At 40.9% G+C, this 16,678-nt stretch carries 11 protein-coding genes; 6 read left to right on the top strand and 5 right to left on the bottom strand.

Features of this window, described 5'->3' with window-relative positions; translation table 11 throughout:
- Positions 1 to 4: 4 nt before the first annotated feature.
- Genes H9X96_RS20060 through H9X96_RS20045 form a run of 4 tightly spaced genes read left to right on the top strand, consistent with a single transcriptional unit; the run spans position 5 to position 3,330 of the window.
- Positions 5 to 748, top strand: coding sequence for an ABC transporter ATP-binding protein (locus tag H9X96_RS20060; RefSeq protein ID WP_187667989.1), 744 nt, complete (start codon positions 5 to 7; stop codon positions 746 to 748).
- Between the two features lie 4 nt (positions 749 to 752).
- Positions 753 to 1,763: an MlaD family protein gene (locus H9X96_RS20055; RefSeq protein WP_187667988.1), complete on the top strand. Its 1,011-nt coding sequence runs from the start codon at positions 753 to 755 to the stop codon at positions 1,761 to 1,763.
- 45 nt (positions 1,764 to 1,808) lie between these two features.
- Positions 1,809 to 2,240: a universal stress protein gene (locus H9X96_RS20050; RefSeq protein ID WP_187667987.1), complete on the top strand. Its 432-nt coding sequence runs from the start codon at positions 1,809 to 1,811 to the stop codon at positions 2,238 to 2,240.
- Positions 2,241 to 2,262: 22 nt separating this feature from the next.
- Positions 2,263 to 3,330, top strand: coding sequence for a pesticidal protein Cry7Aa (locus tag H9X96_RS20045; RefSeq protein WP_187667986.1), 1,068 nt, complete (start codon positions 2,263 to 2,265; stop codon positions 3,328 to 3,330).
- 4 nt (positions 3,331 to 3,334) lie between these two features.
- On the opposite strand, the gene H9X96_RS20040 is transcribed toward H9X96_RS20045, so the two are convergent.
- The 5 genes from H9X96_RS20040 to H9X96_RS20020 form a co-directional block, all read right to left on the bottom strand.
- Positions 3,335 to 6,001 carry an ATP-binding protein gene (locus H9X96_RS20040; RefSeq protein WP_222943944.1) on the bottom strand — a complete coding sequence of 889 codons (2,667 nt, stop codon included), beginning with the start codon at positions 5,999 to 6,001 and terminating at the stop codon, positions 3,335 to 3,337.
- Between the two features lie 132 nt (positions 6,002 to 6,133).
- Positions 6,134 to 7,516 (bottom strand): NAD-dependent succinate-semialdehyde dehydrogenase, encoded by a 1,383-nt coding sequence (locus tag H9X96_RS20035; protein ID WP_187667985.1) that lies wholly within the window; start codon positions 7,514 to 7,516, stop codon positions 6,134 to 6,136.
- A gap of 337 nt (positions 7,517 to 7,853) precedes the next feature.
- A complete protein-coding gene (locus H9X96_RS20030) occupies positions 7,854 to 10,553 on the bottom strand; it encodes a cation-transporting P-type ATPase (RefSeq protein ID WP_187667984.1) in 2,700 nt (899 codons plus the stop codon).
- Positions 10,538 to 12,898 (bottom strand): phosphoketolase, encoded by a 2,361-nt coding sequence (locus H9X96_RS20025; protein ID WP_187667983.1) that lies wholly within the window; start codon positions 12,896 to 12,898, stop codon positions 10,538 to 10,540. Before H9X96_RS20025 ends, H9X96_RS20030 begins: the two co-directional genes overlap by 16 nt.
- Positions 12,899 to 12,901: 3 nt before the next feature.
- Complete coding sequence (locus H9X96_RS20020; protein WP_187667982.1) at positions 12,902 to 14,104, bottom strand: acetate/propionate family kinase; 1,203 nt, start codon at positions 14,102 to 14,104, stop codon at positions 12,902 to 12,904.
- A gap of 197 nt (positions 14,105 to 14,301) precedes the next feature.
- On the opposite strand from H9X96_RS20020, the gene H9X96_RS20015 reads away from it, so the two are divergent.
- Both H9X96_RS20015 and H9X96_RS20010 read left to right on the top strand, forming a co-directional pair.
- Positions 14,302 to 15,552: a PAS domain-containing sensor histidine kinase gene (locus H9X96_RS20015; protein ID WP_187667981.1), complete on the top strand. Its 1,251-nt coding sequence runs from the start codon at positions 14,302 to 14,304 to the stop codon at positions 15,550 to 15,552.
- Positions 15,549 to 16,601, top strand: coding sequence for a response regulator (locus H9X96_RS20010; protein ID WP_187667980.1), 1,053 nt, complete (start codon positions 15,549 to 15,551; stop codon positions 16,599 to 16,601). Before H9X96_RS20015 ends, H9X96_RS20010 begins: the two co-directional genes overlap by 4 nt.
- Positions 16,602 to 16,678: the final 77 nt, after the last annotated feature.

Genomic DNA, 16,678 nt, shown 5'->3' with positions numbered 1-16,678 from the left:
AATCATGGAAACAGCTACAAAAGAACAGGTAATCGTCATTAAAGATCTCGTTAAGGCGTTTGGCGACAAAAAAATATTAGATGGATTTAATCTGACGGTAGAAAAAGGCAGCAATGTAGTGATATTGGGGAAATCGGGCTCAGGTAAATCTGTACTGATCAAATGCATTATTGGCTTATTACAATCTGATAGTGGGAGTATCCATGTCTTTAAGGAAAATATATCTCAGATGACTGAAGATGAACTGGATCAGGCCAGGTCCAAAATCGGTTTTCTTTTTCAAAGCAATGCGCTTTATGATTCAATGACTATTCGCGAAAATTTAGAATTCCCCTTAATCAGGCACTGGGTTGACATTAGTAAAGAAGAAGTAGAAAGACTGGTGAATGAGGCACTGGAAAATGTAGATCTGTTGCATACCCTAGATATGATGCCATCGGAATTATCAGGAGGAATGCTCAAGCGTGTTGCCCTGGCAAGAACGATGATCTTACGACCAGAGGTCATTCTATATGATGAGCCAACAACAGGCCTGGATCCAGTTACCTCAAGGGAAATAGAAAATCTGATACTTAAACTCCAAAAGAAGAACCATACCTCTTCCATCATCATCTCTCACGATATGAACTGCGTAAAAAACACGGCAGATTTAGTTGTACTCCTACTGGAAGGTAAATGTTACATCAAAGGAACATATGAGGAATTGAAGCAATCGACTGATGAAAACATTAAACAATTTTTCGAATAAAAGCATGGGAAATCAAAAAGTAAATAATATCAAACTCGGTGCATTTGTATTGTCAGGATTAGTATTGATGATATTCGCCTTTTTTATCATTGGAAGGAACAACAACATATTTGGCAATGACTTCAAACTGAAGGTGCGGTTCTCTAATTTAAATGGATTAACAAAAGGCAACAATGTACTCTTTTCCGGCTTGCAGGCAGGAACTGTTAAAGAAATTGAGCTGATCAACGACAGTACCATTGAGGTTACTATGCAGATCAATAGCAAAGTAAAATCATTCATTAATAAAAATGCCGTAGCAGCTGTTGGAACTGAAGGTTTGATGGGCAATAAAGTCGTGAATATCAGCCCCGTAAAGGGAATGAGTCAAAAGGTCGCTGAAGGCGATTTGCTGCAGGCAAAAAATATGGCTAATATGGATGAAATTATTGAAAAATTAGCGCAGACCAATAACAATGTAGCCAGTATATCAGAAGTTTTAAAAGGTACGGTTCTGCGAATAGACAGCAGTGCCATTTTAAAATTGATCAACGATGAATCCATTGGAATCAGTTTGAAGTCATCCCTGGAAAATATCTACAAAATGACCTCAAACGCCAACAAAATGACAATAGGACTAAACCATCTGGTAAACGATATCAAAAAAGGCAAGGGAACTGCCGGTCTTTTATTGACCGATACTTTAGTTGCCGGTACACTTAAGGATGCGGTTGTACAAATCAGGGCTGCCAGTGTCAATGCCAACAGCATGACCTTGCAACTGAACAAAATGGTAAAAGACTTGAGTCATGACCTAAGCAATGGAAAAGGGCCTATTAACACCTTATTGAAAGACTCTTTAATGGCCAAAAATATCAGCTTCACTATGGAAAATCTTCAAAAAGGAACAGACGGATTCAATCAGAACATGGAAGCACTAAAACATAACTTTCTGTTCAGGGGATATTTTAGAAAACTTGAACGCCAAAAGAAAGAACAACAGGCGGAATTGCTAAAAGCTACTCAGCAGAGATAAACCCCGGATTTTACAGCATAAATCACAATCATAAAATCAGATCAAATGGAATTTCATAAAATCCTAATCGCAATTGACAGCAATCCAAGTGCTGAGCTCGTTGCCCTCAGTGGCTTGCAACTGGCTAAACAGTTCAATTCTGAAATCGCCCTGATCAGTATTATAGATCCAGAGGGCACAGCAGATGAGGATTCTCCTACAACCAGGGAGCTGGAGGACATGATGGAGCACAATTTAAACCGCAGCCAGCTCAATGTAATTGAAAAGATATTCAAAGGCATTCCAATCAAAAGCTTCGTGGAAAAAGGCATTCCTTATAAAGTTATTTTAGAAACAGCCGATAAATGGGGTGCGGATATTATCGTTATGGGTACGCATGGTAGAAAAGGATTACCCCATTTACTGCTAGGCAGTGTCGCCGAAGATGTGATCAGGCACTCCAGAAAAACTTTGATTGTAATTCCAGTGAGTAATTAACGGACCATTAAATTCAAGCATTTTGATATTCATAAAAAAAGAAGGTGTTATTTTAAGAAAAACCGGCCTGGACTTTGAAAGCCAGGGAGTACTTAATCCCGCGATCATAAAAGAAGGTGAGCGGGTTTATATGTTTTACAGGGCGGTGGCTAAAAACAATTACTCAACAATTGGCTTTTGCGAGCTAAACGGCCCATTGGAAGTGACTCAAAGAAATGATCATCCGATGCTCATCCCTATCGGTGACAGAGAATCCAGGGGAATCGAAGACCCGAGGATCGTGAAAATCGACGAATGCTACTATCTAACCTATACTGCTTTTGATGGATTCAATGCATTAGGCGCTCTTGTAACTTCAGTGGATTTAAAGACATTTGAAAGACATGGCATCATTGTACCAATGATTTCCTTTCCTGAATTCAAAGCACTTGCGGAGAGTATGGGTAAGCTCAATGAAAAGTATTCCAGGTTTGCTCATGACAAGACCATAATTACCATGAACACAAGACTTCTGGTTTGGGATAAAGATGTGATATTTTTCCCCAGAAGAATAAACAATCAGCTTTATTTTCTTCACCGCATCAAACCCGATATACAAATAGTCTGTATAAATGAGCTTTCAGACCTTAATGAGTTGTTTTGGAAGAATTACCTGTTAAACTTGAAAAACAATATCGTTTTGGCTCCAAGATATGACCATGAAATAAGCTATATCGGAGGTGGTTGTCCACCAATAGAAACAACAGAAGGCTGGCTGGTGATTTACCACGGAGTACATGACACCGCAAATGGTTATGTGTATTCTGCATGTGCAGCCATGCTGGATCTGGAAAACCCTGGTAAAGAGATTGCACGTTTACCGTATCCTCTGTTTAAACCTGAAAAAATATGGGAATTAAATGGTGAAGTGGATAGTGTCTGTTTTCCTTCAGGCACCGCTATCTTTGGTGATACACTTTATATCTATTATGGAGCCGCAGATGAACAAATAGCCTGTGCCTCTGTTAGTTTAAGTGCAGTGATTGCGGCCCTTTTAACATTCAAACTTAAATACTTTTCGCCTATGGCTAAGTCAAATGAGCGGTATTAACATATTAGTCATTCGGTACCTGCCCGTAAATTTCAATTTTGTGGTAAAGTTCATCTGGATTGAATGGCTTGCTGATGTAATCATTCATACCAGAATCAAATGCTTTGTATTGAACATCCAAGATAGCGGAAGCAGTCAGCGCTATTATTGGTAATTTCTTAAATTTGTCCCCCAACAAGGCTCTGATGGCTGTTGCAGACTGGTATCCATCCATAACCGGCATCTGCAGATCCATAAAGACCATATCATAGTCCTTTACTTGTACCTGTTTTAAGGCAAGCAAGCCATTTCCTACCACATCACATTCTACATGCCAGAGCTTCATGAACTGTTTGACCAGGATTACGTTAATTTCATTGTCCTCGGCCATAAGTACTTTAATTCCCTTTAAATTTTTCAAAGCTTTTAACGGAACTATTTTCCGTTCTATAATTGGCTCGTTACTGGCATTTTTAAAGCTCAAACCGAATTTAAAACTGGAACCAATCTCCGGCGTACTCTCTACCTGTATACTCCCTCCCATTAGTTCAATAAGTCTCTTTGTAATCGCCAGTCCAAGGCCGGTTCCACCATACTTCCTGTTGGTATCTGCATTTGCCTGGGTAAATCTTTCAAAAATGAATTCCATTTTATCCTTCGGTATACCGATACCAGTATCAGTCACCTCAAAATCAATGATGGTTTGAACCTCGTTTCTGCTCACAAAAAAAGCAGAAATGCTGACCTTGCCTTTAGATGTAAATTTAATAGCGTTGTTGATCAGATTGGTTAAGATTTGCCCCAGACGAACAGGGTCGCCCATAACAGCCTCCGATAACTGCTCGTCTATGAATAGCTCCAATTCCAGTCCTTTTTCCCTGGATTTCTCCAATAATGAAAAGCGGATATTTTTCAGCAATTCAGGTATACTGAAGTCAATAAGCTCGAAGGTTATTCTCCCTTCTTCCATTTTGCTAAAATCAAGAATATCGTTGATTAATACCAATAAATTATCGCCAGAAAATTTTAATACTTTCAGGTATTCCAACTGCTCAGGATTGGGATCTTTCAGCAAAAGTAAATTTGTAAAGCCAATTACCGCATTCATAGGGGTTCTGATTTCATGACTCATGGTAGCCAGGAATTGGGATTTTGCAGTAGCAGCTTGTTCAGCAAATTCTTTTGCCAAAATCAACTCATTCTCCGCATTTTTTTGGGCTGTTATGTCCATAATGGCACCGTGCAGTTTGGTCACTTTTCCAGATTCATTAATAAAAGGCTTACCTATGGCATGAATATACCTGATTTGACCATCAGATAAAATGATACGCAAATTAAATTCAGATATAACTCGGTCATCAATTGTATCTTGAACTACCCTCTTATAAGCTTCCTTATCATCAGGGTGGATCATTCTTCCAAAACTTGAGGTATTCGGCCCCTCCTTTTCCGGAATCAATCCGAAAATACGGAACGCTTCATCAGACCAATAGTTCTTGCCCGTAACCAGATCAGCCTCCCAACTTCCACTATGTGTCAACTCCTGGGTGTCAGAAAGTAATGTCTGGTTAAGCTTGATTAATTCTGTCCGATGTTTCTGTTCTGTAATATCGTGCCACACTGCTAACAATACAGTTTCACTATTTATCTTCACAGGTTTTAAAGTCACGAGGACTGTAAAAGTCTGTCCGCTCGTCCGCTTATGCAGCCATTCAAATTGATGATAGCCATTTTTATAGGCCAGGTTGTCCATTTCCAAAGACTTTTCAGCTGAAAGCCGACCATCTGACTGATACTTAGGAGAAAAGCTTGCCGGATGACTAGCAAGTACTTCCGATTTATTGCTAAAGTCCAACATGTCAATAGCCGTATCATTACAATCAATTATCCCTTTTGTTCCAAACAAAAAATGAGCATCAGTTGAATATTTAAAGATCACGCTGAGGATTTCTTCAGACAAACGCTTTTCTGTGACATCCTGTATTATCCCATACAGTTTAATTGCGATCCCATTTTCGAACACCGCTTTCCCACATGTTCTAACCCACCTGTCATTACCTCTGGCAGTTACAAAGGAAACTTCAATATCCCATGACTCTCCAATTTTCACCGCTTTTTCGATTAAATCGATAATCATTTTCCTGCCTTCAGCAGAGTAGAAATCAAGTGCGTGATCTAACTCCGGCACTATTTCCAGCTCGATTTCGTAAATTATATATACCTCATCAGACCAGAAAAGATGATTAGTAAGTAAATCCAGTTCCCAGGATCCCGTTTTAGTGAGTTTACCCGTTTCAGTAAACATATCAAACGTGTGCTTTTCTGCCGTGACATCCTTAAAAAAACAATCAATAGTAGTTTTACTTGAACGGCTTATTTCGCCCAAACCCTGTATCCATTTTTTCTTACCTGAAGGTAAGTTAAAATAGCCTTCCCATTTCCAAGCGACCGACCGACGCACGCAGTTTTCCAATGAAATTAGAAATGATTCCCTATGCTGCTTTGATAAAAGGTTCAGCAATACTTCAATGTCATTAATCAATGAAGTTGGATTTAATTCCAATTCTTTTTCAATTGCAGCGCTGGCAAATAAGAAAGAAAAACGACCGTCATATTTATGAATTCTAAAAACAACACAAGGTATTTCCTTGATAAAAGTAGAAAGATCAAAATTATCTATTGGAGTTGCCATGTATTCTTAATTTAAACTTTCAGACTCAAGCATGGGACAAAACAGTAGGATTTCACTCAATAAAACAGCTTGCCTAAGGTTATGCTTATAAGTTCTTTTAGTCCCAAAATGTATAAGCATCTTAGCATGCGACTAAAAAGGGTCTGTTAATTTGCTGACCCGAATCAATTTTTTGTTGACAAATTCCTGTATACCAAGACTAGACAGCTCCCTCCCATATCCAGACCCTTTAGTCCCGCCAAAAGGTAAATCAGGCTGAGTCCATGTTGGATGATTGATAAATACCATACCAGTGTCAATCTGTTCGGCCAGGCGCTTTCCCCGTTCTATATCATTGGTAAAGATACTCCCACCCAATCCAAAAGGCGAGTCATTGGCCAGATCAATCGCCTCCTGCTCATTTTTCACCCGGTAAAACGAAACAACCGGACCGAATAATTCCTCGTGATACGCAGCCATTCCAGGTTTAACATCACCCAAAATGGTAGCCTCAATAAATGCACCTTTTCGATTAATTAGTTTACCACCCAACAATACCTTTGCACCAGCCCTTACACTTCGCTGTACTTGTTCTATTAACTCTATAACGGCGCCTTCCGAGCTTAAAGGCCCTAGTTCCGTTTCTTCATCCATTGGATCGCCAACTTTCAACCCAGCCAATTTGGCCTTAAATTTATCCAAAAACTCATCCGCAACTTCTTCCAGAACAATAATGCGCTTAGAGGCCACACAACATTGGCCGGAATTGTTCATCCGTCCAACCACAGCCCAGTCAACGGCCTTATCCAGGTCAGCGTCCTCCAAAACAATAAAAGCGTCGCTGCCACCAAGTTCAAGCACCGACTTCTTTAAATATTTCCCGGCAGCAGCGGCTATACTTGCGCCAGCAATTTCACTTCCAGTAAGGGCAACACCTTTAATCCGGGGATCTGCGACCACGCCATCTATACGGCTTCCACTGACAAATAAATTAGTATATAATCCTTTGGGGGCCCCAGCCTGTGCAAACAATTCCTGAATTGCCAACGCGCATTGAGGAACATTCGAAGCATGCTTAACTAACACGACATTACCTGCCATAATGTTAGGTGCAGCAAACCGAGCGACCTGATAAAAAGGGAAATTCCAGGGTTCAACCCCAAGCAGGACACCAATAGGAGTACTCTTAATATAAGCTTCACCAAATTCAGTTTCCAACCTTTGGTCACTTAGAAAGCCTTCCCCATTTGTTGCATAATAATCTATAATATCAGCGCTAAGCGCAATCTCTCCATAACTTTGAGCAAGTAGCTTACCCATCTCCAATGTGATCAATTTAGAGAGTTGATCTTTTTGTTTACGCATCAATTTTGCAACACCATATAAAAGTTCTGCCCGCCGTGCATAGCTGGTTTTACGCCAACTTTGGAATGTTTCATCAGCGATAGAAATTTCCATTGCCACCAATTCCGGAGACATTTCGGGAAAACTTTTAATAAGTTCATTATTAAAAGGATTAATGGTTTGTATAGCCATAATATTGATTATTTATTTTGATTGTATCACTATTGCTACTGAATTGCGCCTCTTGCAAATCTTTTCTGCAAAATATCCAGTGGAAGTTCTTTTTTATTCCGTTGGCTCGGTATAGCATGTGGCTTCCATATACTAAACGTTTCATCTGACCGTAGCACCTATCCTTCATAGGGAACTATTCCGGAATTTTCGAACAAAGCGTTTTGATTTTCACTAAAGTCATTCCTATTGACAGCTATTTTAGGTAGATAAAGTCTAAAGGTCTGTATTATCTGGGGCATCGTAAATGATGTGAATCACCTCCACATAAGACGCTCGTCATCAACACAGTACAACCTTACCTGGAAGTGCTTTTTCTCTTTACCCAAAGGATCTTATAAATCTGAACTACAATCAAGGGGAGTAAACTGGCCAAAATGGCTACCATCCATGCCTCAATAGAAAATATGGATAAACTGAGTGCAACACGTGTCTGTGGAAATAAGTAAACCAAAAATATCAGGAAGAAGCATAACAAAAGTGCCAACCATACAAACCTGTTTTTAGTAACCTCGTTTGACCATATTCCAGAGTGATTAGAGGACATATTGAAAACATGAAAGAGTTGTGCAGAGGCGAGAGTAATAAAAGCAATATTGTTAAGCACCTTAGGATCATTTGATACAAATGCACGGCAATAGCATATCGCCAGGACTACCGAGGCGGTGATCAGCATTGCATAAAGGACGATAATCAGCCAATTTTTATTCGAGATGATATCTAGTTTTGGATCTCTTGGTGATTTCTCCATCACCGTCGGATCGCCCTTTCCAAGGCCTAACGCAAGTGCTGGAAAGACATCAGTGACCATATTCAAAAAAAGAATCTGTAACGGCAGTAATATGGTTTGAGGTGCCAGAAAACCTAAAAGTGTAACGATAAAAATTTCACTTAGGTTACAGGAAACCAAATAAATCACAAAGCGTTGTATGTTCTGAAATATCTCCCTACCATGGGCGACTGCCCTTGCTATAGAAACAAAAGAATCATCTTTTAGCACAATGCTCGCGGTTTCTTTCGCTACCTGAGTACCTCTTAATCCCATCGCAATCCCAATATCCGCTTGTTTAAGTGCTGGTGCATCATTTACCCCATCTCCAGTCATAGCAACCATATACCCCGCTTTTTGGTACACTTCCACAATCTCCAGTTTTTGCCTAGGAGTAGTCCTGGCAAAAACCACTGCGGAAAGAATTCTCTTACGCCATTGTTTGGTAAGTGATTTCATATCTGGCAATTCACTTCCCTTAATGACTTCCTGATCATCCTTAGTGGCGATACCGGTTTTCATCGCAATATTCAATGCGGTCATGGGGTGATCTCCGGTAATCATCACGGTTTTAATTCCGGCTACCCGGCAGGTCGCAATAGCACCCTTAACAGCTAACCTTGGTGGATCCAAAAAGCCAACCATACCTACATATACCAATTCCTCAAGATAATGATCCTTTGAGATTTCTGGAGCCTCTCTATATCCAAAAGCCAATACACGCAACCCATCAGCCGAAATCTTTTCAGCAGCTGAAATGATGCCTGTTCTTTGAGCCCTAGTTAACGGTAGCTTTTCTTTACCAGACTGAATTTGGGTACACTTTTCGAGTATACTTTCAACAGCACCTTTGGCAGCAACAAAATCCCCATTTTGATGTTGGTTTAGTGTAACCATCATTTTTGTTTCGGCGCTAAAAGGAATTTCGGCAAGCCTTGGATATCCAACAATCAGATGCGCTGAAGAGACACCTGAAGCTTCCGTCAAACGAAGTAAGGCCACCTCTACCGGATCTCCGACAGCCTTTTTCCCATTGTCTTTATCTTCCAACGATGCATCGTTGCATAAAGTTCCGATCTTAATCAGCTTTTCAAAATTCTCCCCGCCGCTTTGCGCTGAACCACTCAAATATTTCAGCACTCCTTTTTCAATAACCACCTGCAAAACTTCATCCGGAAATCCAAGTAGTTCCACGAAGATCTTATTTTCTGTCAAGGTGCCTGTTTTATCTGTAAAAATTACATTTACCCCACCAAGAGTCTCCACTGCAGATAGTTTTTTAACAATCGCATTTTTTCTGGCCATAAGCAACATCCCATAAGCCAAAGCAACGGTGGCAACGATGGGCAGTCCTTCAGGAAAAGCGGCTACCGCCAAGGCTATTGAAGTTTCAAGAATCAATAACCAGGACTTTCCTTCCAGCATCGCCGAAAGAGAAAATAGCCCAGTCATCACCAAAGTAATCCAAATCAACTTTTTAGTTAACTTATTAATTTTCAAATCCAGTGCTGTAGTGGTCACCTGTGGGCGATCCACCATCGAGGTAATTTTCCCCAACTCGGTATTTTCTCCAGTACCGGTAACGACCACTTTGGCATTGCCATTCATTACCGCAGTTCCCTTAAATACCATGTTGATCCTGTCTGCCAGTTCAACCACTCCATTTATCGCTTCAAGTTGCTTCAGTGCAGGAAAAGATTCGCCAGTAAGCGACGATTCATCACATTGCAATTGATTGAACTGAACTATCCGCCCATCGGCCGGGATCATATCCCCTGCTTCCAATACCATCAGATCGCCAGGAACGATTTGTTCTGCTGACAACTCTTTGATCTTCCCATGGCGGATCACTTTGGAAAAGACCTGATCCATTTTTTTTAATGCACGCATGGATGTCCGGGCCTGCAGCTCCATAAAAAAACCAATGAGCGCATTCAGAAAAATAACCACCAATATAGAAACAGCTTCTGTCGCATTTCCAAAATACATAGATGCGAAGGCTGCGACAAATAATAAATACACAATTGGGCTCCTAAACTGTCCGATAAGCATCATCCAGATGCTTTTCTTTTTTTGGCTTTGATAAATATTTAACCCAAATTTCAAAGCTCGTTTTTCGGCTTCTGCCTGTATAATACCTGATGTCCCATCGGTGTTAAGCGCTTTGCATACCTCAGCGACACTTAGCACATAACTTCTTTCCAAGGGATAGGTTATTTCATTTTCCATTTCCAGTTTTTGATTTCAGGCATGTCATCCAGATTTTTACAGATGTATGCGCTATGTTCGGCTAGTTTTGCTTCACAGAAGTGAACGAAATCATTTAGATATTCCTGCATTGCGGGTACTCTGCGCACTGCTTCCATCGCCAGATGATACCGGCTCATCTGGTTCAATACGACCATATCAAAAGGCGTTGTTGTTGTACCCTCTTCCATAAATCCTCGTACATGAAACCGTGCAGGATCGGGTCGGCCATGAACCAGATCATGAATGATACGTACATAACCATGGAAGGCAAATATGACTGGTGCACTATCTGTAAAAAGTAGCTTAAACTGCTCCTTAGTCATCCCATGGGCATGGTAAGCGACAGGTGAAAGGGCCATTAAATCTACTACATTAACCAGGCGTACTTTAAGCATGGGCAGGTGTTCATTTAGGATGGACACCGCGGCGACCGCCTCAAGCGTTGGAACATCCCCCGCACAGCCTAATATGACATCTGGAAAAGCGCCTTTTTCATTACCGGCCCATTTCCAGTTGGATGCCCCCTGAGCACAGTGTTCAATTGCCTGGTCCATACTTAACCACTGAAGCTCTGGTTGTTTACCCGCAACAACCACATTTACATAGTTTTTACTACGCAGACAGTGATCCATTACAGAAAGTAAGGTATTGGCATCCGGTGGAAAGTAAATTCTGATCACCGTACTTTTTTTATTAACAACCGTATCAATAAAACCTGGTCCCTGATGACTATAACCATTATTATCCTGCCTCCAAACGTGTGAAGTCAGTAAATAATTCAATGAAGCGACAGGTTTTCTCCAGGGGAGCTCAGCAGCAGTTTTCAGCCATTTAGCATGCTGACTGACCATAGAGTCTACTATAGTTACAAAGGCCTCATAACACGGAAAGAGTCCATGTCTGCCCGTTAAAATATATCCTTCAAGCCATCCTTCACACAGATGCTCACTTAAAACTTCCATTACACGTCCATCTGGAGCAAGTTTATCATCGATCGGGATTATTTTCTCCATAAAACAGCGGTTGGTGGCCTCAAAAACAGCTTCTAAACGATTTGAACTGGTTTCGTCTGGACAAAACAACCGGAAGTTGTGATTTTTATCATTTAGCTTGATGACATCACGAAGATACTTACCCAGATTTCGGGTACTTTCTGCCTCAAGCTCAGCAGGAAAATTTAACACAAGTGCATAATCTTTAAAGTCCGGAAGTAACAGTTCCTGAAGTAACATCCCACCATTTGCATATAACGATGCACTCATTCGTCTATGGCCTAAAGGAGCCAGTTCTGCCAATTCAGGAATCAGGTTTCCCTGAGCCATAAATAATTTTTCAGGTTCGTAACTACGCATCCAATCCTCCAGTATCTTTAACTTTGCTGAATCCTCTTTCACTCCAGGCAAGGGTACCTGATGGGCCCTAAATGTTCCTTCAATAGGCACACCTTTCCATGATTTGGGACCTGTCCAACCTTTTGGTGTCCTCAAGATCATCATTGGCCATTTAAAGCCATGGATGATTCCATGTTGGCGGGCATTCCACTGTATCTCTTTTATTTTCTTATAAACAACATCCAGCGTTGAGGCCATCTGGCGGTGTACCTTCATGGGATCATCTCCCTCCACAAAGAATACCTCATATCCATATCCGCTAAACAATTCTTTTAAAGATTGATCATCCATACGGGCAAAAACTGTGGGGCCTGATATTTTATAGCCATTCAAATGTAAGATGGGCAGCACTGCACCATCTCTTACCGGATTCAAGAAAGCCTTTGAATTCCAGCTGGCAGCCAGCGGTCCGGTCTCTGCCTCACCGTCACCAATTACGCACACTGCAAGCAAATTAGGATAATCATACACTGCTCCAAAAGCATGCATCAAAGAATATCCTAGTTCTCCTCCTTCGTGGATCGAGCCTGGTGTATGTGCACTGACATGGCTTGGGATCCCACCCGGTGTAGAAAACTGCCTGAATAACTTCAGCATACCAGCTTCATCCTGGCTAACCGATGGAAAAACCTCAGAATAAGTTCCTTCCAGATAAGTATGCGCGACCACTGCCGGCGCACCGTGGCCAGGTCCGCAAACATAAAGCAGTTCCGCATTGGTCTGCTTGATCAGCCTATTCAAATGAACATATATTAGATTTAAACCCGGAGAAGTACCCCAGTGGCCTAATAACCGAGGTTTGATATCCTCAGGCTTTAATGGCCTTTTCAACAATGGATTAGACTGTAAATAGATCTGTCCGGCAGAAAGATAGTTAACCGCCTGCCAATAGGCGTGTATTTTTTTAAGATGCTGCTCCGATAAGGTATCCATAAATTAATTTTTTAAATTAGTATTGGTGAGATGGTCTATATGTTTTGCAATCATCCAGGCCTCATTTGTTTTGATCACCTGAATACTAACTGTGCTATCTAAAGTAGAAATGATATTCTCTGAGTTTTGATTGAGATCGGGGTCCAGCTTGATGCCCATAAATAACATGTCCCTACAGATGTGTTCCCGGATAAGAGGAGCATTTTCTCCAATGCCTCCTGTAAAAATCAAAATATCCAATCCACCTAAACCTGCAGCGAGTGCAGCAATTTGCCTTTTCGCCTGGTAACAGAATACATCAATTGCTTCCTGAGCCTGAGGATCTGCAGACCGCTTATGGATTAACTCCTCCATATTTCCTGTACCAGCAATAGCTTTCAATCCTGAGGAGTTACTGAACAATTCATCCAGTTGCGCAAGTGTCATTTGGAATTTCCTCAAAAAAAATAAGCTCACCCCCGGGTCCAGATCCCCTGATCGCGTGCTCATCACCAAGCCACCTATCGGACTCATACCCATAGTTGTTTCCTGGCCTATTCCCCCGGAAACAGCAGCCATACTTGCCCCGTTACCTAAATGGGCAATGATTATTTTCTTTTCCTCAATATCCTTAGTTTTACTGCCAAGCTCCTGGATGATGTATTCATAGGAAAGGCCATGAAACCCGTAACGCATCAAACCCTGGTCCCGAAATGCCCGGGGTAAAGCATAAAACTTAGCGACAGCAGGCATATTTTGATGAAAATAGGTATCAAAACAGGCTATATGGATCGCTTTTTGGTATGATTGTTGAAAAATGCGAATTAGCTGAATTTCCTTAGGCAGGTGATTTGGTGCAAGATAAGTGTAGGACTCAAGAACCTTAATCAGATCTTCGTTGATTACCTCAGGCATTCTATGCATAGGGCCACCCTGTACCAACCTATATCCAATATGCTGAATTGGAAAGCGAGCTGATAATGAATCTAACCTATTGATCAACTCGGCGGCAGCAATCTCCAGATTAAGATAGGATGCCTTTTTGCTCAGTAAAAGTTTACCTGCCGGATCACTTATCAGCAATTTAGCTTGTTTGTCACCAATTCCAGTTATAGATCCAGACCACTCCAACTCCAGACTATGTTGATGATAAAGACTAAATTTAAGACTGGAAGAACCCGAATTGAGTACCAGAATATAAGCACTGATGGTATTTGAATGATGCATTTTTTATATGGAATCAATCGCGAACCTAAGTTGATCGACAATTGTCTGAATCCAAATCTCGGCATTGAGCTATTGCGATGACATGATCAAACACCAGGAAAATCGTGACCCCCATCATCAGCCAACAGCTAATTAAAACAAAATAGCCTTCAGATTGTAATTATAGCATAGGTTTAATCATCTGTAACCACGAATTTATGGAAAATACCGTTCTGCTTAAAGCAATCATCGATAATGCGATGGACGGTCTGATTACCATAGATGACCAGGGAATAATTGAGTCCATTAATCCCTCAGCCTGTAGACTATTTAGCTATACCGAACAGGAAGTTCTTGGAAAAAACGTTTCCTTGCTGATGTCGCAACCAGACCGGACAACTCATGACGGTTCCCTCTTTCATTATAAAAAAACTGGTAAAGCCAACATTATTGGCAGTGGCAGAGAATTAGTCGGCTTAAAAAAAAATGGCAATACATTTCCTTTTCGCCTAGGCGTCAGTGAAGTTAAATACTCAGGAAGAATTATTTATGCTGGTTTTATTCATGACCTGAGTAGGGAAAAAGAAGCCGAATCACAACTCCAGAATTATGCAGCTTTACTCGAGGATCAGGTGCAAGAACGAACGCTTTCCCTTCGGGAAACAGTTGAAGCCCTCGAACGAACTAAAGTTGAATTGAATTTATCTCTGGAACATTTACACAATACTGTTTTTACCCTGGAACAAACCCAACGAGAGCTGAGCTTATCTCTGGCAAAAGAACAAGAATTAGGAAAACTAAAAAGTCGGTTTGTTTCTATTGCATCGCATGAATTCCGAACGCCTTTGAGTATGGTGCAGCTTTCTGCATCGCTTATTGAACGTCATGCACTCCCTTTTGACAACCCAAATATCAGCAAACATGTAAACAAAATAAAAGATGCTGTACTGAATGTTACTGCAATCCTCAATGATTTCCTATCCCTTGATAAACTGGATACCGGGAAAGTACAAGCACAATTCAGCCATTTTAATTTGGCTGATTTCGCTGCAGAAATCTCTGAAGAAATGCAAATCGCTTTAAAAGGGAGACAGAAAATAGTATATGCACACAGGGGCTCAGAATCAATGATTACACTAGATCAAACCCTATTGAAAAACTGCATCGTTATACTGATTGACAATGCGATAAAATACTCTGGTGAAGAAAGTTCTATACAATTCTATACCAAGGTCATTGAAAACAACTGCACGATCAGAATTTGTGACAATGGCATTGGAATCCCCTTAGAAGACCAGAGACATCTTTGCGAACCATTTTTCCGGGCACATAACACGGGAAAGATCTCTGGCAACGGGCTTGGATTAAGTATACTTTCCAGGTATACCGAGCTGATGAATGGCAAAGTAGATTTCAAAAGCAGAATTAACAGAGGTACACTTTTCACACTCACATTTCCAAAATCATGAACAAAAAAATATTGATCATTGAAGATCACGACCCCATAAGAGGAAACATAGTTGAGATCCTGGAAATGGCCAAATACACGGTTTTTGAAGCTGACAATGGAAAGATTGGCGTGGAAATGGCTTTAAAACACATTCCAGACATCATTCTCTGCGATATCATGATGCCTGAACTTGATGGATACGGAGTATTATATATGCTCAATAAGTATCCAGAGACCTCAGCAATTCCTTTCATTTTTCTGACTGCAAAAGCAGATCACAGTGACCTGCGCAAGGGAATGGAAATGGGTGCAGATGATTATCTAACCAAACCTTTTGATGATATTGAACTGCTTAATGCTATTGACGTTAGGTTAAGAAAAAAGGCCCATCTACAGCTACAAAATCAAAACATAACCGATGACTTCAAAATACTGGTAGCTAAAACCGATGGTCTGGCAGAGTTCACTAAGATCATAAAAGGGCACAAAAGCCGTGAATTCAGAAAAAATCAGGTTGTTTACTATGAGGCAGATCATAGCAAAGGCCTTTACCTGATCATCCAGGGTAAGATCAAGACCATTAAACTTTCAATGGATGGTCGTGAATTGATGACCGGTATGTATGCAACCGGAGATTACCTGGGCATCAATGCCATTTCAGGAAAAAATACCTATAGTGATACTGCTACGGCATTAGAGGACAGCACACTCAGTTTGATCCCTATGGAAGAACTTGAAAAAGTCATCAACCTTTATCCTGAAGTAGCGAGAAAGTTCATTCATCTTTTATCCAATGATAACCGGGAAAAAGAGGAACAACTCATCCAGTTGGCTTATGATTCCGTACGAAAAAAAATGGCCGGAGCTATTCTTCGCCTGTACCATCAGCAGATTATCAAAAAAGACGTTTTCAGCATTACACGTGAAGACTTAGCAGCAATGGCCTGTATGGCTACCGAAACGGTAAGCAGAACACTGTCAGATTTCCGTAACGAAAAATTAATAGAACGCGAAGGGATAAACATTACTGTACTGGATCTGGAAAGGCTTGCGAAAATGAAGAACTAAGTCAGCCGTCACTCCCCCCATCCAGGATAATGTGTGTTCCATACCAATAACCCCACTTTCCTATTTATGTACCCTTA

Source organism: Pedobacter sp. N36a (assembly GCF_014472395.1).
Classification (GTDB): Bacteria; Bacteroidota; Bacteroidia; order Sphingobacteriales; family Sphingobacteriaceae; genus Pedobacter.
Note: the sequence above shows the minus strand (reverse complement) of the source record. Positions and strands in the feature narration are given on the sequence as shown.